A 23,006-nucleotide genomic window follows, 5' to 3' on the forward strand; every position below is an offset into this window, starting at 1 on the left:
GGCGATTACACCTTCAAAGCACTCTTCTTTATTTGTCTAATGCTTTAATGAGCAGGTCTGCATAAAACTGTGCTCCATGCTTTTTCAAATGCACGCCATCAGCGGCAAAAAAGTCCTTTTTCCCTTTGCTTGCTGTATACCAGTCTACAATGGTCACGTTCTCCGTCTTTTTCGCTGTGGCTGCGAGCATTTTATTTACGGAATCCTGCCATTTGCGCGGGACACGCGTATTGATGAATATGATTTGACGTTCTGTGCCTAACGTGTCAAGAAGCTCATTCATCTGTTTTGTCGTAAAGGCACCGTTCGTTCCGAGCTGAATGACAACCGTATTTCCAAGCTGGTCATTTTTTTTCAAGCCCTCGATCACATCTAATGCCTGCCCAAACTGTCTTCCTATTTTTCCATCAACCACGATACCCGGAACCAGCTTCTCTAGGAATGGTTCAGCATCCAATAGGACGGAATCACCGATTGCTGTCACGCTGTTTTGATCGATAGGGGTGACAGTCGGTTTGTCTGGTACAGGCTTCTGATTTTTATTTCCCTGTGCGGGATTGCTGGTTGGTTTGTCATTAACAGTTGGTACAGGTTTTGGCTTACTGCCATCGGTACCGTTCACAATGGTATCAACTTTCGGCTGCTCAGGATCGGTGATAGACGGTTCGGTTTTATCCTTACCTGTACCCGGAGCCGTATTAGATTGACCAGGTTGTTCCGTCGCTTGCGGAGGCGTTTGTTTTTCTGGTTCAGCTGGCTTCGGCTCGATCACAGCCTCATTTTGTCCAGTCTTGCCTTGTTCACGATCTTTGCCTGGAGCAGCTTCCTCCGAAACATTCGGCTTGGCGGGCGCAACTACAGAGGTTTCATTGTTCGTGCTATCGCCGCTGGCTGACTGCAAATTCACACTGCTTGTGCAGGATACGCTCGAGAATACAATGACAAGCACGGCGAGATAACTGCTAGCTTTTTTTAATCCAATCCGCTCCGTTATTTGCAGTTTAAACAGGGAATATATTTTTCCAAGCGCACCATGCCTTATAGGCTCCTCTATAAACCGCCAAGAAAGCTCAGCAAGTACGAACGTTAGGATTACTTGAATAAGTGCTCTTACAGGATGCAGCTCCCCACTCTCGGCCGTTGGAGTCGTTAACACGATAATTGGATAATGGTATAAATAAATGCCGTAGGAACGGACGCCGATCCATGCAAGCACTTTACTTCCGATTACATTTGCGAATTTACTTGCGGGATGGGCGAGTGCAGCCACGACAACCGCAGTAGCAAGGGAGAACAGCACCATGCCTCCGCGATATAGAAAAGAATCATACTCATTGGTCTGATTAATCATAACCAAAATGATGACGAAGCCGAACGTGCCTACAGCATCCATAAGCATGCGGCTGCGTGCAGACAAGGTCGATGACAGCTTCCAACTCGGCCAAACGATAGCAAGCGCTGCCCCAATGAGAAGGGCAAAGGCTCTGGTGTCCGTCCCATAGTAAACACGGCTTGGATCAACACCCGGCTGGTAAAGGAGTACCATTGCACTGGCTGATACCGCAGCTGCCGCCAGTGTCCACAGTGCAAGTTTGCCCCGTTTTGGAGAGAAGCGGATAACGGCTAACAGCACGAGGGGCCACAATAAATAAAATTGTTCTTCCACTGCAAGCGACCATAAATGGCCGAACGGTGAAGCGGGGCCGAAGCTCTCGAAATAGGAAACCTCATGGAAAATAAGATACCAGTTGCTTATATAAAGAAGCGCTGACCCGATATCGCCTTTTAGAGACAATAACCGGCCTGTATCACTAATCAACAGCCATAATGAAACGACAGCTATCATGAGGAACATCGCAGGCAGCAATCGCCTAGCTCGGCGAATAAAAAACGTTTTGAGATCTAATTTCTTGGAAGGATGAAGCTGTTTCAGCAAAATGTCCGTGATTAAATACCCAGAGAGGACAAAAAACATAGTAACCCCGAGCAGTCCGCCCGGTACCCATTGCAAGTTCAAGTGATAAGCAATGACGGCAAGAACGGCAATGGCGCGCAAGCCATCCAGTCCCGGCATATAGCGACTACTGTTGCCGATTGGTTTAGGCATGGCGGAATCCTCCTACATGAATTTGAATGGGGAGAATTGCAGCAAGTTCGATGAGAATAAGACGGTGGAAAAAGCGATGATTACGAATAATACCGATGGTAAAAATGGTGTTCAGCCCCTCTGGATGATGAATCGTTGTAAATCAATTATATGGCGGCAGCTAAAATAATTCGTAACAGAACAGTTACAAATCGGTATCAAACTGGAAACAAAAAAAATGAAAAGTTACAGAACGAATAAATGCATGTTTCCACCAGTAAAGGGAACCGTAACCACAAGTATTTTTTTGGGAGGTTCCCTAGATGAGAATCGTAAAATTTTGGATCGCTTCGTTTCTTGCGTTGTTGTTTATGACGAGTGGAGCAGATATTGCAGCGGCACCGAATGGGGAACAAGAACAACTTCTAAGGGCTGCTTTTGTGCGAAATGGCGAGCTTTGGCTAAAGACAGGTCAAGTGGAGAAGAAGCTTGTAAGCGGACCTTTTGTGCGCAATCCCAAGTGGTCATTCGATGGAGAATGGCTTGCATATACGCAGGGAGATGCAGAGCAAGAGCTATGGGTGCTGCATTTACCAACAGGCAAGAGCAAGCTCGTCGCTGCAAATGTCGGCAAAAATTTTCAATGGGCACCGAAGAATAAGCTGCTGGCATATCAGATAAAGGATCAACTGCAATACGTTGATGCGAGCTCGCCGGACAAACCGCTTGGTTCCGCTGCAGCCATAGATAATTTCTCATGGCTGCCATATGGTAAAGGTTTTTTTGCTTCTTCACAGTCAGAGCTGCTCCCGGATGGATGGACGCCGATCCATCTTTATCAAATACCACTTCGTACAATGGACGATCCTCGCACCTATACAACCGTTCATGTGCTGCCAGCACCATCTGACGATTTTTTTGCGGTCGGCACGAGCGAGTTCAAATGGTCCGCTGATGGTCGATGGATCGCATTTCTTGCTAAGCCAACCGCGTCATTATCGGCCGATAGCAACATCCTTTGTGTGATTTCAACTGACGGCGTTGTATTTCGAACACTTGATGAGATGGTGAATAATCCCCAGTGGTTCTCATGGGCAAAGAGCGGCAGCCGGCTCGCTTACATTGCAGGGATCGGGCGCGAGGCCACCAGCAATAAACAGCTGAAGGTGCTGGAAGTAACCTCAGAGAAGGGGGCTGCGTACACGCCTAAGCATTTCGTTGATCAAGCATTTGTTTGGCAGGATTTGCAGCATATTATTGTGTCGAGAGCAGCGGAATCTAAGCCAGATGGTGATCAGCGCCGCGCAGCATTTCCTTACTTAGTGAGGGTGGAGCTGAATAATGGCGTGCAAAAACATTTGACAAAGCCCTCCCGAAAGTATGGCGCTTATAACCCGGTAGTTCTTCATTCGAAGCTCTTTTGGGTGAGGGATGATCATACTACAGCAGATGTAATCATGGCGGACATAGATGGACACCATGCAGTGGAATGGATAAAAGGTATCGACCAAGCAGATTCTTATTATGGACAATGGGACTGGTCTGAGGTGATTGCATTCTATTGAGTGCATCATAACGTATGCCGCAAAGATCAGAATATGCTCAATTGATAACCTATTCTGCATGCTATAATATAGGAGGTAATGGAGACAAGCTGGCTGAGGAACGCCCAGTTCAATTATGATAATTACTTAAACAAGGGAGTGGAACAATCAATGATTAGTAAAGTCGGTCAAATCATGCTGTATGTAGATAACCAAGATAAGGCAGTGGAATTTTGGACAGAAAAAGTAGGCTTTCAAGTCATTTCTGAAGAAAATAACGGCCAAGGGTTTCGATATATTGAAATTGCTCCTACAAAGGATTCAGAAACAACGATCATTCTACATAATAAGGAATTCGTTGCAAAAATGTCACCAGGATTAAATCTTGGTACACCATCTTTAATGTTTTTTACGGAACACTTCGAACAGCTGCATGGCGACTTGTCCAATAAAAGTGTCACTGTCGGTGACATTGTAACGATGCCTTCTGGAAGAGTATTCAACTTTGCAGATGATGAAGCAAACTACTTTGCTGTAATGGAGAAAAAGTAATATTCCCCTCCCTTTTCAGTGTATTCAGAAACGAATGCTCTATCAAACAGCGGCAGTCTTTCGAGACTGCCGCTGTTCTTGCAATGACAAGTTAATTCATGCTCTTTATTCGAACAATCCCTTCAGTTGATGCCGCGTCTTCGTACATAAAATATAAAGAATAATCTCCTGTTGTATAACTAAGGCCATATTCATCATACCCGCCATCAGAATTGCCTTCGGAATCTGGTTCTCCCAAAACCCTTTTAACCTGTTCTACGGATTCGTTTATTTTTATATCGATTACACCTATCTTATTTTCGTCCCAAATATAGAAGTAGCAGTTATCATATTTTAAATAATCAGCATTTTCAAACCCAACTTCGTCAGGCTGTCCATAGGTTTGCTCTAGTTCGCTCCGAGAGTGATTTAAATTTACTTTCAAGCCCTTAAGCTGCCCTTTTTCGGCTGTTTCTAGAAGCTCACTGTCGAGGCTAAATCGACACGCATTCCCTTTACCCGTTTCTATTTGAGGCGTTTCAGGTTCCTCGGCTTTCGCACAAGCGGAGAGGAGGAGCATCGATAGTAAAAGGCATATTCCAGTGGTTTTGCTTATCATTCTTATCATAGAAACGCCTCCATTAGTTCACTCGATATAACTATAAACGGGCCGAGTAAATGTAATGTTTCAAGAGCTTCGCGCCGTCAAGCTAGGTCAAGTGTACAAGGTGTCTGAGGACTGGCTGAGAGAGGACCCTCTTTCTATGCTGGGACAAATGAGCGGTGTTGTGAAAAGGCTTGGTGAGTGAGGTGTGGTCGTGCTTGGCCAATACAGATAGAGCTCTGTTCATGAAGCACCCGCCACCTATTTGAAATATTTGCTAACTAATCAGACTGCGTAATAGGGGGAAATGTTTCATCAATAAATTATGTTCGAGGTTTAGCAAGGCGGCGTCTAGTCTCATGAAGTCGTTGCATCTAAACAAAAATAGGGATGCTCTTAAGCAAATAAATCTGCTTGAGGGCATCCCTATTTCTTATATCTGAACAAGCAGCAAAATGATAGATGATAAACATAAGCATGTGCTGACCAAGCATAGGAACATGACGACCTGCTTATGATTGAGGCCGGCCCGCAGCAAACGATAATGCGCTTGGCTGGCATCTGCCTGATAGATCGCTTTGCCTTGCAGCATGCGTTTCACGACAACGAATATATTATCGAAGATCGGTACGCCGAGAGCGAGAATCGGGATAAACAACGACATCACGGTAGCTTGCTTAAATGCGCCGTCTAGTGCAATGACCGCCAAAATAAACCCAAGGAAGGTAGCTCCAGCATCGCCCATAAAGATTTTTGCAGGAGGTTTGTTATATCGCAGGTACGCAATGGTGACACCTACTAAAATAATAGCCATGATGGCGGAATTGGATTGTCCTTTGGCCAGTGCTACAACGAACAGCGTTACGGCAGAAATCGCCGAAAGTCCGCCAGCGAGCCCGTCCATGCCATCGGAGAAGTTAATGACCGTCGTTACGCCAAAGATCCACAAAATCGTAAGCGTAAACTGCAAAATAACGGGAAGCAGCACGTATTCTCCTGAAAGCGGATTGTAAAAGCCGGTAAATGCGATGCCAGAAGCATAAACGAGCACCGCTGCTGATATTTGGACGATAAATTTAGGAAGCGACGGAAAGTCTTTGCCTTTCGTCTTGTACCAATCATCAACTGTGCCGATGAAGAGAAGCAGTACGCCGCCTAGAAATATGGCGCCAGTTTGCAGGGAGAAATCTCTTGTGACGAGCAAATAAGTAAAGAAGAATCCGATGAAAATAACATAACTAGCAGTAAGAGGGATCGRTTCCCTATGAAGTTTTCGCTCTACATCCTTGCGGGGCTTGTCCACAAAATCAAGACGGAAAGCCAGCTTTGCAAACGGAGGAATTAAGAAATAAACGATAGCAAAGGAAACTAACAAAGAGATTGCATATAAAATAATAGTCACCACCGTTAGTTAATGAAGGAACAACAGAATTATACAATTCGTGAAGAAAATTGTCGATTGGAGATTACATAAGTGAGAAGATATTAATCTTTAGAAGCTGCCTGCAGCACGCCCTTCATTACATAATCAAGATGCATCCTTCCTGCCCAGATTGAATAAAGATAAGCGATAATTTGTTTAAACGTATCGGCTTGTTAATAGTTCAACTTATAAGGGAGCGATAGATATGATGCTGGATTGTGCCATCATCGGCGGCGGGCCTGCTGGTTTAAATGCAGCGCTCGTGCTGGGCAGATCGCGAAGAGTTGTTATTGTATTTGATCACAATAAGCCTAGAAACGCGGTAACCCATGAGTCGCATGGCTTCATCACGCGAGATGGCATTGAGCCGCGCGAGCTTCGTCGATTAGCCCATGCAGATATTGCTAGGTATCCTTCGGTTACCATTAAGCCTGACAAAGTGACGGAGGTGCAGCGAAGCGAGATGGGCTTCCATCTGATGACAAGCAGCGGTGTTATTTATCACGCTCGCACGCTTATTTTGGCTGCAGGTCTGAAGGAATCTTTGCCTGCTATCCCCGGCATACGAGATTTTTATGGCAGAAGCTTGTTCAGCTGCCCGTACTGCGATGGCTGGGAGCTGCGTGATCAACCGCTCGTCGTCATTTCGGAGGGTTCGAATATTTTCAATTTGGCGAAAACGGTGTTTAACTGGAGTCGTAATGTAGTCGTTTGTACGAATGGAATGAACAGCCTTAGCTCGCAGCAGATCGGTCAACTAGGCCAAAGAGGGATCCAAGTGACGCAGCAAAAAATTAAAGCTCTCCATGGCGAGAATGGCCGCCTTCATCGTATCGTATTTGCGAATAACACCGAGATTGAGCGCACAGGCGGCTTTGTTACGCCATCATGGGGTCAAGCAGCGCACTTCGGAGAGGCGCTCGGCTGTGCGATGACACAGGCAGGCGGCTTTGTTACGGACGATTACGGCAGAACGAGCATAAGGGGCATATATGCAGCCGGCGATTCTTCTATTATTGTACCTGCACAGCTGGTTGTCGCAGCCGGCGAAGGCAGCAAAGCTGCCATTGGGGTCAATACCGATTTATCGCATCAGGATTTTGGATTCTAGCAGCTGAAGTGAGCGTGTAGAAACGCAGCAATATCGTTATACCTATTAAGGTTTTTTTGCTAAAATAAGGATCAGTTAATAGACATCGTTGTTACATCCCTACTCATTATGGGTATTGGTGTTGGACTGAATTAATTAGACGGCTCTAATAGTATAGAGTGTGTTAATTATCAGCGAGAAAAGGAGGGATCATATGTTAGAAAAGCTGCATCCAGACGATCATGTTTTAAATCAGTTTCCATTTATGCGAGATGAGCTGCAATATAATCTGATTCATTTGATTACGGCATTGGAAGGCGCAACGAGCTTGAAGACGTCTGACGGACGGCTGCTCTTTGCAGGTTCGCCTGGGCATAACGCTTGGTTATGGCTATCGGAGGATATGACGGAAGAGCGCAGAGACATACTTATGCAGGAGCTTATCGCTTATTACGAAGGAACGGATTTGCCGGGTATATGCGGAGCTCCGTCTACGGCAGAACCGTTCGCGAAAATGTATGCGGAGGCAAACCAGCTGCAATATCATGCTTATATGTTGATGACTGCTTATTCATGCCCGAAGGTGATTAAGCCCATGAAGGTAAAAGGGAAAATGATTCAAGCAACACGCCAGCATGTAGAGCTTGTCGCTGAGTTTTTGGCTGGCTTCTCTGAGGATGCGTATGGGGCGTCGGTTATACCTGCCAGTCAGATGCCCGCTGCAGAGGGAATGGTTATGAGAGGCAATTTATATTTCTGGTCTGTTGATGAGCTGCCAGTAGCGATGGCCAACATCGCTCATCGATCTCCGCGGCACGGACGGATCAATGCGGTTTATACGCCGTCTGTCCTTCGTAGAAACGGCTATGCCAGTGCGGTTGTAGCGGGAATTTGCGAAATTTTGGAGGAAGAGAACAGGGAGCCGATGCTGTATGCGGATAATAAAAACCCTGCTGCTAACAAAGTCTATCAAAATATAGGTTTTGTCCAGAGTGGACCGATTGCTGAAATTAGATTTATGTAGATGCAAAAGCTTAGAAAGTAGGAACTGATTTGAAGATTGATCGTTTACTCGCGATGACGGTACTGCTTCTTAACCGGGGACGAATAAGCGCCAAGGAGCTGGCGGATCGTTTTGAAGTATCAACAAAAACAATTTACCGCGACATGGATACGTTAAGCCAGTCCGGCATTCCGGTATTGGCTCATCAAGGGACAACGGGCGGGTTCGAGATTATGGAGCAATATACGCTGTCTCGTCACTATCTAACATTAGCAGAAATCTCGTCGCTTATAGCAGCCGTCAAAGGCATAGGTACCGCATTAGATGATGCGACCTATGCTGGTTTGCATGAGAAGGTAAGAGCATTGCTGCACAAATCGGATAAGCTTCAGAACGATCACCTTGGAGATAGCTTGGTTTTTGATTTGAATCCTTGGGGGCAGGGACCAGCAGCGCGCGACAAGGTAAACTTGTTCAAGAAGGCGATTGAAGAGACGCGGATGGCGGAGCTCAGCTACATTAACATGAACGGCACGGAAACGGAGCGAGTGATTGAGCCGTATGCGCTCATTTTGAAGGGAAACATATGGTATTTGCAGGCTTATTGCACGCTTCGCGAGCAGTTTCGCGTATTCCGTTTATCGCGCATACAGAAGCTGAATCTATTGCTGGAGCGATTTGAACGCCGCGAGACTCCTTCGTTGGACGGTTATGCATGGGATGTAGAATGGTCGAAAAATGCCGATACCATCGTAACGCTTATTTTCCAGCCGCAGGTGCGCCACCGTGTAGGAGATGCTTTCCATCCGGATCAAGTGACTGTATTAGCGGATGGAAGCTTGCGTGTAGAAGGCAAGCATACGTTAGATGACTGGTTTTATGGGATGCTGCTAAGCTACGGCGATCAGGTTAAGGTTGAGCAGCCTCAGGCTCTCGTGGAGGAAATTATTATGCGAGCTCAAAATATTGTTAACCGTTATAAGAACTAAGACAGACAGCTGTCCAGTTTCCTGCGGTAAAATAAGATCATACCAAGGAAATGGGGAAACAGCAGATGAATGATACCATTGCAGTAAAACCAGCAGTTACGCTTATAGGGGTAACAACGCGCACGACGAATGCCCAGGAAGCGGGAGCAAACGGACTTTTGTCCAGTCTATGGGATTCTTATTTCACGAGCGGTATCTCAGAACGAGCACAGGTGAATAACGGTCATCTTATCTATGCGCTGTATACGGATTATGAAAGTGATGCTAGTGGTGCCTATACGGTGCTTATTGGGCATGAGGGTGCAGATGCACAAGTCGAGCTGCCGGATGGACTAGAGCAAGCGACGGTTCCAGAGGCTAAATTTATGGTTTTTAAAACGAAGAAGGGTCCCGTTTATGAGGTTGTAGCGCAAGCATGGGGCGAGATTTGGGCGTTTTTCGAGCATTCGTCTATTGAGCGCACTTATGGCGGCGATTACGAGCTGTATGACGGCCGGACATTTGACCCTGCGAATGCCGAAGTCGATATCTACATTGCGATAAAATAAAAAAACGGTTGTCCTATTGGCTGATTCAGCTGAAAGGACAACCGTTTTTTCTATTCTTTGCTTATGGTCAATTACTCTGCTTGATAATCCTGAACGAGAAGCTCCAGAGCGCCCGTTTCGGGGTCGAGTATAAAGCCGTGAACCGGAATGTCTTTTGGGAAGAGAGGATGCTTACGAATCAATTTGACGCTGTGCATGACGCCTTCTTCGGAACTTGCGAAGCCCCGCAAAAATTTATCCATGCGTATGCCTGAATTTTCGAGCGTTTCAATGGCAAGCGGATCGATGCCGTGATCTTGGAATTTGCTGACCATGCCTTCTGTATTGAGGTTGGTCATACCGCAGCCGTGATGGCCAATAACGAGAACCTCGCGAGCCCCAAGCTCGTACACGGCGATGAGGATACTGCGCATCGCGCTTCCGAACGGCTGAGTCAGAATGGCGCCAGCATTTTTAATAAATTTGGCATCGCCATTTTTTAAATTTAATGCTTTTGGCAGAAGCTCTACAAGTCTAGTGTCCATACAAGTAAGGACTGCAATCTTCTTATCGGGAAATTTGTCAGTCAAATAGGCTTCATATTGTTTTTCCTCAACAAATTTCTTATTAAACTCCAATATTTGCGGAACCATGGACATATAATTGCCTCCTAACCCAAGATCGTTTTTCTATTGTTTATTTTATTATTCATAGAAAAAGGGGGCTAGTCAAATGTTTTACTAGTGAATTAATCCGCTCTGCTTTGCTTTTTCCAGCATTTTGGTAGAATAGCGGTTAATCCATTTCTTCAGAGCTAGGCCAATCAGCAGTGCAGCACCAGCAAAAAGGGCAAGAGCAATTAAATCTCTGGCAACGATATCCCATAAGATACCGCCCACCGCTTCGCGCATCATGCTGATCGCGTAGGTGAAGGGCAGGAAGGGGTGAATCGCTTGAAAAAATGGCGGTGTAACTTGAATTGGGAACGTGCCGCCAGATCCTGCAAGCTGAAGCACGAGCAGAACAATAGCCATCGCCTTGCCGACATTGCCAAATACGGATACAAGCGTGTACACAATCAGCATGAACACCGCGCTCAAAATAACGCCAAACAGCACAAACCATATTTTGTCGGCGACATAAGCCTTAAGCAGCCATATATCGCCGATCGTAACAAGCAGCGACTGTACAATCGCAATCGTAAGGAAGGTCAGGTAACGCCCAAAATAGACGTGATAGCTGCGGTATGCGGTTTCTGCTGTGGAATGAACGTCCACACTAAGCAGTGAAACGAGCAGCAGCGCACCAACCCATAGAGATAGCGTTGTGAAAAATGGCGACATGGCTGAACCGTAATTCGGTATCGGATATAGGCGGTTCTCCTTCAATATAACCGGCTCAGCGAAAAAAGCACCCTCGCGTTCGGCGTCATTTTTGAGCAAATCAACAAGCTCATTTAAATTGCCTTCCTTCTCCAAGTCACGAATCCGCTGTGCGAGCCCTCTGATTTTTTGCTCTGCTGCGGGTAAGTCTTTTTGAATGTTGGCCATTTCCTTGCCGCCAAGCTCTAGTCCCTTAGCAGCGTCGCTTACGATGGATGCAGCACTCGGAATGACCTTGTTTGCTTCCGCTAATATGGACTCTGCGGTTGCAGCAGATTTTTTCGCTTTGTCCGCAGCTTGTTTGATATGCGGCAAAATTTCACTGTCATAACGGCCCAGAACGTCCGTTAAGAACGAAGAGGTTTCCTTGGATAAGGTGCCGAGACGATCGATTAGCGTTTGCGCTGGCTTCTCGCCTTTTTCGACTGCCGACCGGATTTGCTTAACAATCGTAAGCTGCTGCTGAAACCTTGTGTTCACCTGTTTTAGTCGATCAATGGTCGACACGAGTACTTTGCTTGGTGCCAAATCATTCAAGCGATCGAGCAGATTCAGCATCCCATCAATGACGATGATGGAGCTTGTGAGGCGCTGCTCTGCCAGCTCCAAGCTCTTTTTTACCACTTCAGGGTCTATATTCGTATCTTGTAATATGCCGACAAGCTCCTCCACCGAATTGGCCGTTTGCAGCAGCAGCTGCAAATCCTGCTTAATAAGCGGGCCAGCCGTGTCGAGGGCCGATTTGCTTTGGTCAAAAAAAGTACCAAGCTGCTTGGAGAAAGCTTCGCCGTCCTTGGCGAGCTGGGCAGCTTTTGGCAGCTCCGTTTGAACGGTTGCAACGATTTTTTTCGATTTTTCAATATCGGTAACCGCTAGTGCGACGGCGTCATTAATCTGAGGGAACAATGATTCCAGCTTGAATACAGTACTGCGAACCTGCTCAATCGCTGGTTTGTTCTCCTCGAGCTCAATGCCTATTTGATTGAATATACGAAAAATCGTTTCGTTAGCGGTTTTGACGAAGCTTGCGCGAACCTGCTCAATGATGCCGCTCGCACCCTTCTGGGCGATTTTTGGCGATACGGCATTGATCTTCTCATTTACCGCGTAATCGAGCTCTGCTTGTTGAAGATTGTTCGATAGCACCGTGGCCATTTTGGCAGAAAAATCTGGCGGAATGGTGATGCTGGCATAATAGTCGCCATGCTTAACGCCTTCAATGGCCTTGTTGCCCTCTACGAACACCCAGCCAATTTTTTTATTTTCCTTCAAGGAGGCTATAATTTCGTCTCCAACTTTGATGGGCGTGCCATGCAGCACAGCGCCTTCATCGTTGTTCACGACGGCTATGGCAAGTGAACTGGTCTGGCCGTATGGATCCCAAGACGCTTCAATGTTGAACCAAGCATATAAAGATGGCAAAAAAGCGAGTCCGACGATGACGATGGCAGCTGCGCTGTTCCGGAAAATACTGCGAAGATCTTTGGCGTAAATAGCGAATATAGGCCCCATGTTCTCCCACCTTCAACAATGATTTACTTAGTATTGCTGAATAGTCCAAAAACTACACCAAAGAATTGTCACTGGTTTCCATGGGTACAGGTGAGCATAGAAAAAGCAGCATCCAAAGCGTTTTACGCCTCGGATACTGCTCTTGGTTCGATTATTGTGCTACTGAGTTTTCATTAAAAATTTCAGCGAGCAGCTCATAGGAGCGAAGGCGCGCCGCTTGATCATAAATTTGGCTAACGACAATCAACTCGTCAGCGCCAGTCTGTTCAATTAAGGCGTTCAGCTTGTCCTTAACCGTTGCTTTGGTGCCGGCAATGGTGAAGCTGAGCTGCTTTTGAACGATCATTTTCTCCTGCTCGTTCCATAGGCCATCCATGCTGTCAACTGGCGGGTTCAGCTGCCCCATGCGTCCTCTTATGAGGTTCAGGAAGGCTTGCTCCTGAGAGGTAGCTAGGAATTTAGCGGCTTCATCGGAATCAGCGACAATGACGTTCAAGCCAACCATCGCATATGGCTTATCCAGCACCTCCGATGGACGGAAGTTGTCGCGATACAGCTTCAACGCAGGTAGCAGGAAATCCGGCGCAAAATGGCTGGCAAAAGCAAACGGGAGGCCGTGGTGACCAGCAAGCTGTGCACTAAAGCCGCTGGAGCCAAGCAGCCAGATCGGAACATTTAGACCCTCGCCGGGAACAGCACGTGGCAATACGCCGCGTGATTCAGCGCTCGGATGGAAGTAATGGCGCAGCTCGTTCAGCTGCTCTGGGAAATCCTCGCCGTTGCTGCCAAGTCCGCGGCGCAGCGCGCGGGCTGCCACTTGATCAGAGCCTGGCGCTCTTCCAAGCCCAAGGTCGATACGGCCTGGATACATGGATTCGAGCGTACCGAACTGCTCGGCAATGACGAGCGGTGCGTGATTCGGAAGCATAATGCCGCCAGAGCCCACGCGGATTTTTTCAGTTCCAGCAGCTACGTAGCCGATAACAACTGAAGTGGCTGAGCTTGCGATGCCGGGCATATTATGATGCTCGGCAAGCCAGAACCGATTGTAGCCCCATTTATCAGCGTGCTGGGCTAACTCAAGTGTGTTGCGGAATGAATGAGCGGGCGAGCTGCCGGTTACGATTGGTGCAAGATCTAATATCGAAAAGGGAATATTGTGTATAGACATCGTTGAATTTACCTCCCATGTGGCGCACAGCGGGATGCCGCTGTACGGATAGTTTAAAACCCCAGCGCCAGCAAGGGCGTGGGGCATTATTCTTAAGTCTATTATTGCGGGTTTGTAGTCCAGATCCCTGCGGCTTTAATAAATACGCGATCAGGCAGCTTCAATGTTGCCAGAACAAGCGCAGCCATATCCTCAGCTTGCATCATGCGATCCTCGTCACCAATTTTCAGGCCAGCGTTTGAAGCAAGCTCTGTGTTGACTGTGCTTGGCGTTAGGGCTGTTACACGAATATTGGATTTACGGACCTCTTGCATAAGCGCCTCAGTCATGCCCATGACAGCAAACTTGGAAGCACAGTAAGCGGAGCCGGTTGCAAAACCGCGTTCGCCAGCCGTAGAAGCGATATTGATGATGCTTCCGCCGCTTTGCTCCAGCATAGTTGGAAGTGCAGCGCGGGTTACATAGTAGGTTCCGAGCACATTCGTTTGGATGATGCGCTCCCACTGCTCGTGATCCATTTCAAGCAAAGTGCCGAATGTACCGATTCCTGCATTGTTAATTAGAATATCGATGGAGCCTAAGCTCTCTTTGAGCGATGCAATCGCTTGATCGACATCCGATTTAACAGAGATATCGGCGGTTGCAATAAAGACCTTAATTCCGTAAGTGCTTGTAAGCGAGTCTTTCAACGTTTCCAAGTCGGCGCTCGTACGAGCAACGATGCCAAGGTTGACGCCTTCTGCAGCTAAAGCAACAGCAATCGCTTTGCCGATGCCTTTTCCAGCGCCGGTAATGATAGCTGATCTATTTTTTAATTCCATGGTTATCTCTCCTCTATTCATTGTAGATTGCTTGATTCGTATGAAGCGGCATAGATATGATATCCTCATAACAAGGAATTTACTACGTTGTGTCTTATTATTGAGCTATATTCTAAGGATTGCAAGTACCAACTTTATATTTGAAAATAGGACAGAATGATGATGGCGCTTTCTCATAATGCCAGTTATCATGCGATTTTCTGGTGAATTAAGATGGACAGCGTAGTGATTGCATATGTAGATTTGTATAATGTTTTGACGAAAGGAGCCGCTCACATTGGGTGATCAGCATTTTAAAGAAACAGTAGAGTTGACCTTGAAAGTCATAGGCGGGAAATGGAAGCCAGTTATTCTTTGTCATTTGACTGCAGGAACGCATCGATTCGGCGAGCTGAAGCGGGAGATGCCGGCCATTACCCAAAAAATGCTCACGCAGCAGCTGCGAGAATTAGAAGATGATGCGATCATTGATCGCAAGGTGTATGTGCAGGTGCCGCCTAAGGTAGAGTACTCTTTAACAGAGTACGGTTTAACGGTAAAGGAGCTGCTGAACGTCATGTCGAAATGGGGCGAGCAGCATCAAGAAAGAACGGCTGAGCTGCACGAAAAATGACAGAAACGGCTGCTCATAGTTCCCAAATGGGTACTACGTTACATAAAAGTGCGTACTTTTTTTTTCATCCGTAACCCTCTAGAATAGGCCTTGTCAGTGAAACAAACAGAACCTATGAGGAGTGAATATAGATGAAATTGCAATTAGCGCTGGATCTTGTTGATATTCAAGGGGCTATCGAAGTTGTGAAGCAAGTCGAATCTTTTGTAGATGTAGTGGAAATTGGTACGCCAATCGTAATCAATGAAGGCTTGCATGCGGTCAAAGCGCTTAAGGAAGCTTTTCCTAACCTGACCGTACTTGCGGATTTGAAAATCATGGACGCAGGCGGCTACGAAGTGATGAAAGCTTCTGAAGCTGGCGCGGATATCGTAACGATTCTTGGTGTTGCAGAGGATGCGAGCATCAAGGGTGCCGTCGATGAAGCGAAGAAACAAGGAAAACAAATATTGGTTGATATGATTGCCGTTAAAAACTTGGCGGAGCGTGCGGCTGAAGTCGATGCACTCGGCGTTGATTATATTTGTGTTCATACGGGCTACGATCTGCAAGCGGCTGGTCAAAACTCCTTCGAGGACTTGCGCACTATTAAAGCAGTGGTCAAAAATGCGAAGGTAGCTGTGGCAGGTGGCATTAAGCTGAACACCTTGCCGGAAGTTATCGCTGCTGGTCCTGATCTTGTCATCGTAGGCGGCGGCATTACGGGACAAGCCGATATTAAAGCAGCAGCTGCCGAAATGCAGCAATTGATTAAGCAAGGTTAATTCGAATGATGCCAAAAGAGAATAATCTAGCTGATATTATGCAAGAGCTGAATCAAGCCTCGGGTCAGCTGGCAGTGGAACAATTGGAGCTGCTCTCTGAGGCTGTTGGCTCGGCAAGACGCGTATTTGTAGCAGGAGCAGGCCGCTCGGGACTGATGATGCGGGCGTTCGCGATGAGACTGATGCATCTCGGCTTGGATGTGTATGTCGTTGGTGAGACGGTTACGCGCAGCTTGAGCAAAGGTGATTTGCTTCTAATTGGCTCCGGCTCTGGCGAGACAAAATCGCTGGTGCCGATGGCGGAGAAAGCGCGAAGCTTGGAAGCCGCGGTAGGCGCATTAACCCTCTCGCCGGCATCGACGATCGGCAATTTGGCTGACATCGTCGTCAAGCTGCCTGGCGCTCCGAAGGATCAGGCAGCGAATGAAGCGGCTACGATTCAGCCGATGGGCTCATTATTTGAGCAAATGCTGCTGATTGTATGCGATGCTATTATTTTGCGATTGATGGAGAAGCAGGCGTTAAGCGGACAAGCGATGTATGGCAATCATGCGAATTTAGAATAGCTGTAGTTTAGAAGGGACTTTCTCTAGGGCGCAATGCGGCCGGGGATCGTCCCTTTTTTTATTTTTAACGACTAGGATCTATTCGTAATAGCGGCTCGATAGCGAAGGCGATACGGAAGCGAAGGCTTTCAGTGGGATCTTTGAGCTTAATGCCCATCAGCTTCTCGCATTTGTCCAATCGATAAATAACAGTATTGCGGTGCACAAAAAGCCGTTTGGACGTTTCGACGAGCTGGCATTGTGTATCGTAATACACATTCAGCGTCCGCATCAGCTCCTTTTGCTCGGTTTCGTCAATAGAAGAGAAGCGCTGAAACGTTTCCTCGTAAAACTGCTTCAGCTCATCATCGGGAATCATACGGAAGAGATAGCTGATATCCTTGGATTGATAGGACTGAACAAACCTCGTTTTTTTCATTTGGTAACCGATTTGCAGCGCTTTGACTGCCTCATTATACGACAGCCCGATATCAAGTACGTTAGTGACCGGATTGCCGACGCCAAGCGAGATGCTAAGCTGGGATTGCTCAAACAGCAAAGACGTCATAGCGGATAAATGCTTGAGGAACGTACCCTCCTCCCACTTGGATTCTTGAATGAACAAGAGCATCCCGAACAAATCATTTTTGGTAAACATGACGAACACTTCACCCAGCAAAGAAAAATGGCGCTTAATCAGCTCATATTGCACATCACGCTCAGAGATCAGGCGCTCGTCGAACAGAGCCGCAGCATTAGTTGTTTGGCTCTCTCTAGGATTTGTCTGCTCATCCTTCTTTGCAGCTAAAAGCAGATATTTCCCTTTTTGCTTGAGACCGTATTTTTTGCCGCGATGCAAAGCCTCTTGCTCAGAACCGATAAAACCATCAATTAAATCGGAGAAAAATTCATTTTTGTACCGACGTGAACGCTCCTTTACCGCCTGCAGCTTCGACATCTCCATGCCTATGACGTTCGAGGCCTGTTCTAGCGTTAAGTCATGTTGGTTTGATGGAGCTTGTTTTGGCTGAAAGGTAATCAAATAACCCTCATGCCTATAGGTGAATATCGGATAGATCGCTACATGGCGGTATTCGTGTAAAGCGGGATCAAGCAAGCAGTGGTGTGCTGCAGTTTGAAGAGAGGGCTGGCTGCTTAGAACGGTTTCGACTGCTGATACGAGAGGCAGAAACTTAGGCAGCTTGAAGTGATGCGAGTGAGACGTAACCTGCAGCTTGCTGCTAAGCAGCACAACAGGCGAGTGAAGCAACTGCGTAAGGGTAGTTACAATTTCGGGAATACCGTTTCCTTTCATGATCATTGAAGCAAATTGTTTGTGGACGGTCAGCGAATGCTGCAGCTCATCATTTTTATTATCTAAAATAACGCTGGTCGAGCGCTGCAAGATTTCTCCGAGCGAATGCTCAACCGAAGAGATTTCGATAATCGGAAACGGGATACGATCGGCCGCATCCTTGATCTCTTGGGGAATGTCGAGGGCAAAACGTCTCGTCTTTACCGCCAGGCCAGAGCATTTCAATTGATTCATCTTCAAAATAAGATCGAGTAGAGCTTCAGGATTTTCCTTCACAAAGTAGCCGTTTGTAAGCAGCAGCTCGCCAGGCTTTAAGAAATGAATGATGTCGGGGGCATCCATAATATTAACGGTTTCAACGACACGAGATAAGCCGCTGTGGCCTGCAATGACCGTTGATCCAGAAAATATTGGGTGTAACAGCAATTGTTCGAGCAGCATTCTTATTCATCCCTCTCCGGTTTAGTTCCTGATATAAAAGCTAGCAGTATTCAAGAATGCTGTAAAGAATATGTTAGACGTTTCATCTAAAAATATAAATAAGATTTGTATTGAACGTACAATGACAGTTCGTGGGCAAGCAGGTATGCTCTTTTCAAGGGTTTACATGCCAAATAACAACTGACGGGTGAGCCTCTCCGTAAGGTTTGTCTCATCGTCCACATGATAATCGGAGGTGAGGACATTGCTGGATTTACTCCTTACACAAGTTCGTTTACAGAATGAAACAAGGCTCATGGATATTGGAGTGCAGCAGGGAAAGATCGAGTATCTAGCGCCAAGCGGGAGCGAATTTGTACCCGAAGCACAGCTCATAGAGCTCGCTGCTGGCGGGATGCTGCTGCCGGGTTTTGTAGAGCCGCATATTCATTTGGAAAAGTCTTATCTTCTCTCGCGAATGGCTCAGGAAGCAGCCTCTTTATCTGAGGCGATTCGCATGACCGCGGATATGAAGCATGACTTCACCCCGGCAGATATGAAGTCGCGTTCGCTTGCAGTTATTCGTGAAGCGATTTGCAGCGGTGTCACGCATATGCGCTGCCATGTGGAGGTTGATCCCATCCTTGGTTTGACAGCCTTTGAGGCTGTGCTTGAGCTGAAGGAGAAGGTGAAGCACGCCCTTGATATACAAATTGTAGTGTTTCCTCAAGAGGGTATATTCAAAAGTCCAGGTACGGCTGAACTCATGGATGAGGCCATGCGTTCCGGAGGCGATGTGGTAGGCGGCATTACGTATCAGGATGATGACCTTGAAGCGCATCTGCAGTATGTATTCGAACTTGCGGATAAATACGGCAAGCCGATCGATTTTCACGCTGATTTCTCGGATAACCCCGAACAGCTGGCAATTGTTAAAATTGCTGACAGAACGATTGCAGCAGGAATGCAAGGCCTTGTATCCGCAGGGCATGTAACCTCGCTCGGTTCGCTGGAACGCAGGCAAGCGGAAGTTGTTGCTGATCTGATTAAGGAAGCTGATCTTCATATCATGTCACTGCCGGCCACCGACTTGTTTATTGGCGGCAGAGGTGATCAGGAGAAGCAGCGACGCGGGCTAACACCAGTAGGTATGCTGCTTGAGAAGGGGGTGAACGTCGTTGTCGGTGTTAACAATATACGCAACCCGTTTACTCCGTTTGGCAAAGCCGATCCGCTGGAGATCGCATGGCTGCTTGCAATAACCGCATATATGGGCGGTGAAGGCGATGCTCGCCAATTGATTAAGATGCTGACAGAGGGAGCCGCAAGAGCGCTCGGGATCAAGAGCTATGGACTGCAGCTGGGCTCAGAAGCTGATATGGTGTTATTTGCAGAACCGTCCGAACGGGACATTCTACTCGGTAAGCCGGAGCACAGAACGGTATGGAAACGTGGTGTTAAGGTGGCAGAGACCCATGTCACGAGCAGCTTGCAAGGTTTTTTACAAGCCTAAGCGTTGATATAGAATGCCCGTATAAATACAAGATGCTCGTATGATAGCAGCCTAATTAGGCGTATATTAATCCAATAAAATGGCAGAGGATGGAAAAGATGAACATCACACAACTAAATCGAGTTCTTATTAATGATCGTTTATTTGATATGACACTAGACTTACAGAAGGGTACGATTTCAAAAATAACACCAAGCAATAATGATTCTGCTGGCGTGAACACGGGTAGCGTAAGGGATGCTGAGGGATTGCAGTATTTGCCGGCGATGACCGATATGCATATCCATTTGGACAAACATTTTTTGGGTGAGCCGTGGAAATCGCTGCAGCCTTTTATCACATTGCCCGGACAATTGGCGTTTGAGAAGTCCATGCTGGCTTCACTGCCGACTACGGCAGCCGAGCGTGCGCGTCGTCTTATCGATTTGCTCCTAAGCCATGGCACCACCAAAATTCGGACGCATGTAGATGTTGATCCAGAACTCGGCATCTCGCATTTGGAGGATGTGCTAACGGTGCGGGAAGAGTACCGTGGAGTTATGGAAATGGAGATCGTTGCATTCCCGCAGCAAGGACTGCTTCGATCGGACTCCTTGCAGGTGATGAAGGAAGCTATGCGTGCTGGAGCTGAATATGTCGGCGGTGTTGATCCGGCGGGGCTTGATCGCAAAGTCGATCGGAGTCTTGAAGCTATGTTTGAGCTTAGTGCGGAATTTAATGCGGGCGTTGACCTTCACTTGCATGATCCCGGCCACTTAGGCCTATATACGATAAGCCGCTTTGCTGAACTGACGGCACAAGCGGATAAAGGAGGAAGAACAGCAGTTAGCCATGCGTATTGCTTAGGGCAAGTGACCGAAGCAGAATCCAAAGAGCTCGCTCAGCAGCTGAAAGCAAATGACGTAGCGATCATTACGAGCGTTCCACTCGATAGACCAATGCCTCGCGTAGATCAGCTTGTAGCAGAAGGGGTCCGCGTACACGTCGGCTCGGATAATATTCTCGATGCTTGGAGCCCTTTCGGCAACGGCGATTTGCTCGCAAGAGGTGCGAAGCTGGCAGAAAGATTCGGCTGGATACTTGATGACGAGCTGCTGCAAACCTATCCACTTATTTCGGCGGGGACGCCTGCACCCAAGGCAGGCGATCCTGCCAGCTTTATGCTGGTAGCTGCGCTGAATGCGAAGCATGCGCTGGCTTACGCTCCGGCTCGCACCGCGGCTTTCTCTAACGGGAAGCTGGTAGGCGGCAAATGGGCGGAAGCGATGACGAAGGCATAGGCATAGGAATAGCCTTAGTTAGAGATAGAGTCAATGGCAATGACAGAGACAGAGACAATCACAGAGACAAAAGACTCACAATATAAGGCTGGTTCACTGCTCAGTACTGCCGCTCGTTCATATGGTGTTCATTATTTTTCTGTATGCTTGGCTTTCAAAGGTAAAGCGAGCATAGAGAGGAAGTAAACGATGAACCTATCATCTGTAACGAGCGGCAGCAAAGTATCCTATTCGGCGGTATCAACCGATACATCAAGCTGGGAGAAGCAGGTGACGAGCCTGCAGGCAGAGCTGAAAAAAGTAAATGACAGCAAGGATGACCAAGCGACCAAGGACAAGAAAGCGCAGGTTATTCAGCAGCAAATTCAGCAACTGGAGCAGGAGATTTTAAAGCAGAAGGGGAAGACAAGCGCTGCTTGGGCTGCTCCTTCCGAGGAAGCTGTCAGCGCAGTGGCGCCAAAAGCTGCGATAGGACAAGTGGCAAATTCGGATCGGACGTTCGACATGCGTGTTTAGTTTAAAATAAGCAGTCGTTTGGCTCGCTCCATGAATTGAGCCAGGTGCTATACTACGATATGAAATAAGGGAAGAGTTAAATGGGTAAACTAGCGATTGGCTTGGTTTACCTATTTGACGTGCAACCAAAAGGTGTTATATAATCTCGTTACGAAACCAAATGGTTTCATATCGTTGTCTATAAACTGCCAAGATACATTAAATGGAGGTCATGAGTTGGAAAACAATAATTCACAAGGTACGCTGTCTGATATTAGACAAACGCTGATACTTAACGCGCCGATTCAAAAAGTATGGGACGCTGTTGCAACATCCGAGGGTATTGCCGCATGGTTTATGCCGAACAATTTTCAAGCGGAGCTCGGTTATGAATTTCATTTGGAAGCGGGGCCTTTCGGAAATTCCCCTTGCAAAGTAACCGTGCTTGAACCGCCGACGCGCCTTACCTTTGAATGGGGCAAGGATTGGTCGCTCAGCTTCGAACTGTCTGATTTGCAAGGTAAAACGGAATTCACCCTTGTTCACTCTGGCTGGGATGCGAACAAAGTTACTGAGTTCGGACAGTCGCATGCAGAGGTTCGTGATCGCATGTCAGGCGGCTGGGTTGGTCTTGTTCAGAAACTTAGCACTTATGTAGAGGCCTAATATGGCTAAGCCCGCACCAAAGCATGATGTGTTTCAGGCTATTGCTGACCCAACGCGTCGCAAGCTGCTGCATTTGCTTGGGGATGAGGAGCTGCCGGTTACCGTTATAAGCGGTCATTTCACGATGAGCCGTACGGCGGTTTCGAAGCATTTGCGTGTTTTGGCGGATGCTGGACTCGTTAAGGATAGGAAGGTTGGACGGGAAACACGTTACCGGCTCGATCCTGAGCCTCTCCTTGAGCTGAAGCGATGGCTGGCCTATTATGAGCGTTATTGGGAAAATAAACTGTTTGCGCTTAAGCGCTTTGTCGAAGCAGATGAAGATTCATCTGCGGACCCGTTTGGCCCGCTTACGGTTATAGAAAAGGATTCCAGCAAGTAAGGTCAGAGTGCAGCTGTGGTAGAAGAGGATGCTCCTATCGTAGATTTTTCTACTTTAGATGCAGCCTTTTTTTAGTGCGGACTAAACAGATTGGTTCGCGTGCGAAAACAAGGCTAGTGAAAAGTAAGGCAGCGCTTTTGCTCTGTTGAAGCCATCATAATAGAAAACCCCCAATTCGTCGTGGTCAAGACCCCTATTTGTAGACATTGCAAAAAACACCTAGGCAGAAAGCTGACGTCTGTAAGCAACAGGCGTCAGTTTTTTTAGTTTTCTCTGCGGTCGCTCGTTATTATAGAAATGCAAATATTCTTCAATTCTCCTTTGTGCCTC

General features: G+C 47.2%; 25 protein-coding genes. 16 read left to right on the plus strand and 9 right to left on the minus strand.

Annotated features, from left to right (window positions below; translation table 11 throughout):
* Positions 1 to 28 precede the first annotated feature (28 nt).
* Positions 29 to 2,107, minus strand: coding sequence for an acyltransferase family protein (locus tag AB4Z50_RS10020; protein WP_441878437.1), 2,079 nt, complete (start codon positions 2,105 to 2,107; stop codon positions 29 to 31).
* Between AB4Z50_RS10020 and AB4Z50_RS10025 the strand changes: the two genes are divergently transcribed.
* The 3 genes from AB4Z50_RS10025 to AB4Z50_RS10035 all read left to right on the plus strand — a co-directional run bounded on the left by AB4Z50_RS10025 (position 2,088) and on the right by AB4Z50_RS10035 (position 4,182).
* Positions 2,088 to 2,276, plus strand: coding sequence for a hypothetical protein (locus AB4Z50_RS10025; protein WP_441878439.1), 189 nt, complete (start codon positions 2,088 to 2,090; stop codon positions 2,274 to 2,276). The genes AB4Z50_RS10020 and AB4Z50_RS10025 overlap by 20 nt on opposite strands.
* Positions 2,277 to 2,409: 133 nt before the next feature.
* Complete coding sequence (locus AB4Z50_RS10030; RefSeq protein WP_441878441.1) at positions 2,410 to 3,651, plus strand: hypothetical protein; 1,242 nt, start codon at positions 2,410 to 2,412, stop codon at positions 3,649 to 3,651.
* Between the two features lie 150 nt (positions 3,652 to 3,801).
* Entirely contained in the window at positions 3,802 to 4,182 is a 381-nt protein-coding gene (locus AB4Z50_RS10035) for a VOC family protein (RefSeq protein WP_441878494.1), read from the plus strand.
* 91 nt (positions 4,183 to 4,273) lie between these two features.
* Here the strand turns inward: AB4Z50_RS10035 and AB4Z50_RS10040 are convergent, their stop codons facing one another.
* Entirely contained in the window at positions 4,274 to 4,789 is a 516-nt protein-coding gene (locus tag AB4Z50_RS10040; protein ID WP_441878443.1) for a DUF4309 domain-containing protein, read from the minus strand.
* Positions 4,790 to 4,844: 55 nt separating this feature from the next.
* Here AB4Z50_RS10040 and AB4Z50_RS10045 point away from each other — a divergent pair, with 55 nt between their 5' ends.
* Positions 4,845 to 4,970, plus strand: a complete 126-nt coding sequence (locus AB4Z50_RS10045) for a hypothetical protein (RefSeq protein WP_441878445.1) — start codon at positions 4,845 to 4,847, stop codon at positions 4,968 to 4,970.
* A gap of 228 nt (positions 4,971 to 5,198) precedes the next feature.
* On the opposite strand, the gene AB4Z50_RS10050 is transcribed toward AB4Z50_RS10045, so the two are convergent.
* Positions 5,199 to 6,167 carry an MraY family glycosyltransferase gene (locus AB4Z50_RS10050; protein WP_441878447.1) on the minus strand — a complete coding sequence of 323 codons (969 nt, stop codon included), beginning with the start codon at positions 6,165 to 6,167 and terminating at the stop codon, positions 5,199 to 5,201.
* A 226-nt stretch (positions 6,168 to 6,393) separates the two neighbouring features.
* Between AB4Z50_RS10050 and AB4Z50_RS10055 the strand changes: the two genes are divergently transcribed.
* From AB4Z50_RS10055 to AB4Z50_RS10070, 4 genes are all read left to right on the plus strand, one after another.
* A complete protein-coding gene (locus tag AB4Z50_RS10055; protein ID WP_441878449.1) occupies positions 6,394 to 7,299 on the plus strand; it encodes an NAD(P)/FAD-dependent oxidoreductase in 906 nt (301 codons plus the stop codon).
* A 193-nt stretch (positions 7,300 to 7,492) separates the two neighbouring features.
* Positions 7,493 to 8,302: a GNAT family N-acetyltransferase gene (locus AB4Z50_RS10060; protein ID WP_441878451.1), complete on the plus strand. Its 810-nt coding sequence runs from the start codon at positions 7,493 to 7,495 to the stop codon at positions 8,300 to 8,302.
* A 29-nt stretch (positions 8,303 to 8,331) separates the two neighbouring features.
* The gene (locus AB4Z50_RS10065; protein ID WP_441878453.1) at positions 8,332 to 9,270 is read left to right on the plus strand and encodes a helix-turn-helix transcriptional regulator; all 939 of its coding nucleotides are present in this window, start codon (positions 8,332 to 8,334) and stop codon (positions 9,268 to 9,270) included.
* 65 nt (positions 9,271 to 9,335) lie between these two features.
* Complete coding sequence (locus AB4Z50_RS10070) at positions 9,336 to 9,818, plus strand: GyrI-like domain-containing protein (protein ID WP_441878455.1); 483 nt, start codon at positions 9,336 to 9,338, stop codon at positions 9,816 to 9,818.
* A 71-nt stretch (positions 9,819 to 9,889) separates the two neighbouring features.
* Here the strand turns inward: AB4Z50_RS10070 and AB4Z50_RS10075 are convergent, their stop codons facing one another.
* The 4 genes from AB4Z50_RS10075 to AB4Z50_RS10090 all read right to left on the minus strand — a co-directional run bounded on the left by AB4Z50_RS10075 (position 9,890) and on the right by AB4Z50_RS10090 (position 14,683).
* Positions 9,890 to 10,456 (minus strand): beta-class carbonic anhydrase, encoded by a 567-nt coding sequence (locus tag AB4Z50_RS10075; protein ID WP_339205551.1) that lies wholly within the window; start codon positions 10,454 to 10,456, stop codon positions 9,890 to 9,892.
* 81 nt (positions 10,457 to 10,537) lie between these two features.
* Positions 10,538 to 12,691, minus strand: a complete 2,154-nt coding sequence (locus AB4Z50_RS10080) for a YhgE/Pip domain-containing protein (RefSeq protein ID WP_441878457.1) — start codon at positions 12,689 to 12,691, stop codon at positions 10,538 to 10,540.
* A 151-nt stretch (positions 12,692 to 12,842) separates the two neighbouring features.
* The gene (locus AB4Z50_RS10085) at positions 12,843 to 13,862 is read right to left on the minus strand and encodes an LLM class flavin-dependent oxidoreductase (RefSeq protein WP_441878459.1); all 1,020 of its coding nucleotides are present in this window, start codon (positions 13,860 to 13,862) and stop codon (positions 12,843 to 12,845) included.
* Positions 13,863 to 13,963: 101 nt separating this feature from the next.
* Positions 13,964 to 14,683, minus strand: coding sequence for a 3-ketoacyl-ACP reductase (locus AB4Z50_RS10090; RefSeq protein WP_441878461.1), 720 nt, complete (start codon positions 14,681 to 14,683; stop codon positions 13,964 to 13,966).
* Between the two features lie 277 nt (positions 14,684 to 14,960).
* Between AB4Z50_RS10090 and AB4Z50_RS10095 the strand changes: the two genes are divergently transcribed.
* From AB4Z50_RS10095 to hxlB, 3 genes are all read left to right on the plus strand, one after another.
* Positions 14,961 to 15,296 carry a winged helix-turn-helix transcriptional regulator gene (locus tag AB4Z50_RS10095; RefSeq protein WP_076266388.1) on the plus strand — a complete coding sequence of 112 codons (336 nt, stop codon included), beginning with the start codon at positions 14,961 to 14,963 and terminating at the stop codon, positions 15,294 to 15,296.
* Positions 15,297 to 15,427: 131 nt separating this feature from the next.
* Positions 15,428 to 16,060 (plus strand): 3-hexulose-6-phosphate synthase, encoded by a 633-nt coding sequence (hxlA, locus tag AB4Z50_RS10100; protein WP_076266387.1) that lies wholly within the window; start codon positions 15,428 to 15,430, stop codon positions 16,058 to 16,060.
* 8 nt (positions 16,061 to 16,068) lie between these two features.
* Positions 16,069 to 16,626, plus strand: coding sequence for a 6-phospho-3-hexuloisomerase (gene hxlB / locus AB4Z50_RS10105; RefSeq protein WP_441878464.1), 558 nt, complete (start codon positions 16,069 to 16,071; stop codon positions 16,624 to 16,626).
* 64 nt (positions 16,627 to 16,690) lie between these two features.
* On the opposite strand, the gene AB4Z50_RS10110 is transcribed toward hxlB, so the two are convergent.
* On the minus strand, positions 16,691 to 18,361 hold the full coding sequence (locus AB4Z50_RS10110) for a PucR family transcriptional regulator (protein ID WP_441878466.1): 1,671 nt from the start codon (positions 18,359 to 18,361) through the stop codon (positions 16,691 to 16,693).
* 244 nt (positions 18,362 to 18,605) lie between these two features.
* Here AB4Z50_RS10110 and AB4Z50_RS10115 point away from each other — a divergent pair, with 244 nt between their 5' ends.
* From AB4Z50_RS10115 to AB4Z50_RS10135, 5 genes are all read left to right on the plus strand, one after another.
* Complete coding sequence (locus AB4Z50_RS10115; protein WP_441878468.1) at positions 18,606 to 19,853, plus strand: amidohydrolase family protein; 1,248 nt, start codon at positions 18,606 to 18,608, stop codon at positions 19,851 to 19,853.
* Between the two features lie 98 nt (positions 19,854 to 19,951).
* Positions 19,952 to 21,133, plus strand: a complete 1,182-nt coding sequence (locus AB4Z50_RS10120; RefSeq protein WP_441878470.1) for an amidohydrolase family protein — start codon at positions 19,952 to 19,954, stop codon at positions 21,131 to 21,133.
* Positions 21,134 to 21,322: 189 nt separating this feature from the next.
* Positions 21,323 to 21,649: a FlxA-like family protein gene (locus AB4Z50_RS10125; protein WP_441878472.1), complete on the plus strand. Its 327-nt coding sequence runs from the start codon at positions 21,323 to 21,325 to the stop codon at positions 21,647 to 21,649.
* Between the two features lie 216 nt (positions 21,650 to 21,865).
* A complete protein-coding gene (locus tag AB4Z50_RS10130) occupies positions 21,866 to 22,294 on the plus strand; it encodes an SRPBCC family protein (RefSeq protein ID WP_441878474.1) in 429 nt (142 codons plus the stop codon).
* 1 nt (position 22,295) lies between these two features.
* Positions 22,296 to 22,676: an ArsR/SmtB family transcription factor gene (locus AB4Z50_RS10135; RefSeq protein ID WP_441878476.1), complete on the plus strand. Its 381-nt coding sequence runs from the start codon at positions 22,296 to 22,298 to the stop codon at positions 22,674 to 22,676.
* 219 nt (positions 22,677 to 22,895) lie between these two features.
* Here AB4Z50_RS10135 and AB4Z50_RS10140 read toward each other — a convergent pair whose 3' ends face one another.
* Positions 22,896 to 22,991 carry an IS3 family transposase gene (locus AB4Z50_RS10140; protein ID WP_441878496.1) on the minus strand — a complete coding sequence of 32 codons (96 nt, stop codon included), beginning with the start codon at positions 22,989 to 22,991 and terminating at the stop codon, positions 22,896 to 22,898.
* Positions 22,992 to 23,006 lie beyond the last annotated feature (15 nt).

Origin of the sequence: Paenibacillus sp. 2TAB26 (genome assembly GCF_052115145.1) — a bacterium.
In the GTDB taxonomy this organism is placed as follows: domain Bacteria; phylum Bacillota; class Bacilli; order Paenibacillales; family Paenibacillaceae; genus Pristimantibacillus.

Coding starts and splice junctions, on each gene's coding strand:
- AB4Z50_RS10020 (WP_441878437.1), bottom strand. CDS start 2,107: ATGCCTAAACCAATCGGCAACAGTAGTCGCTATATGCCGGGACTGGAT.
- AB4Z50_RS10030 (WP_441878441.1), top strand. CDS start 2,410: ATGAGAATCGTAAAATTTTGGATCGCTTCGTTTCTTGCGTTGTTGTTT.
- AB4Z50_RS10035 (WP_441878494.1), top strand. CDS start 3,802: ATGATTAGTAAAGTCGGTCAAATCATGCTGTATGTAGATAACCAAGAT.
- AB4Z50_RS10040 (WP_441878443.1), bottom strand. CDS start 4,789: ATGATAAGAATGATAAGCAAAACCACTGGAATATGCCTTTTACTATCG.
- AB4Z50_RS10045 (WP_441878445.1), top strand. CDS start 4,845: ATGTTTCAAGAGCTTCGCGCCGTCAAGCTAGGTCAAGTGTACAAGGTG.
- AB4Z50_RS10055 (WP_441878449.1), top strand. CDS start 6,394: ATGATGCTGGATTGTGCCATCATCGGCGGCGGGCCTGCTGGTTTAAAT.
- AB4Z50_RS10060 (WP_441878451.1), top strand. CDS start 7,493: ATGTTAGAAAAGCTGCATCCAGACGATCATGTTTTAAATCAGTTTCCA.
- AB4Z50_RS10070 (WP_441878455.1), top strand. CDS start 9,336: ATGAATGATACCATTGCAGTAAAACCAGCAGTTACGCTTATAGGGGTA.
- AB4Z50_RS10075 (WP_339205551.1), bottom strand. CDS start 10,456: ATGTCCATGGTTCCGCAAATATTGGAGTTTAATAAGAAATTTGTTGAG.
- AB4Z50_RS10080 (WP_441878457.1), bottom strand. CDS start 12,691: ATGGGGCCTATATTCGCTATTTACGCCAAAGATCTTCGCAGTATTTTC.
- AB4Z50_RS10085 (WP_441878459.1), bottom strand. CDS start 13,862: ATGTCTATACACAATATTCCCTTTTCGATATTAGATCTTGCACCAATC.
- AB4Z50_RS10090 (WP_441878461.1), bottom strand. CDS start 14,683: ATGGAATTAAAAAATAGATCAGCTATCATTACCGGCGCTGGAAAAGGC.
- hxlA (WP_076266387.1), top strand. CDS start 15,428: ATGAAATTGCAATTAGCGCTGGATCTTGTTGATATTCAAGGGGCTATC.
- hxlB (WP_441878464.1), top strand. CDS start 16,069: ATGCCAAAAGAGAATAATCTAGCTGATATTATGCAAGAGCTGAATCAA.
- AB4Z50_RS10110 (WP_441878466.1), bottom strand. CDS start 18,361: ATGCTGCTCGAACAATTGCTGTTACACCCAATATTTTCTGGATCAACG.
- AB4Z50_RS10120 (WP_441878470.1), top strand. CDS start 19,952: ATGAACATCACACAACTAAATCGAGTTCTTATTAATGATCGTTTATTT.
- AB4Z50_RS10125 (WP_441878472.1), top strand. CDS start 21,323: ATGAACCTATCATCTGTAACGAGCGGCAGCAAAGTATCCTATTCGGCG.
- AB4Z50_RS10135 (WP_441878476.1), top strand. CDS start 22,296: ATGGCTAAGCCCGCACCAAAGCATGATGTGTTTCAGGCTATTGCTGAC.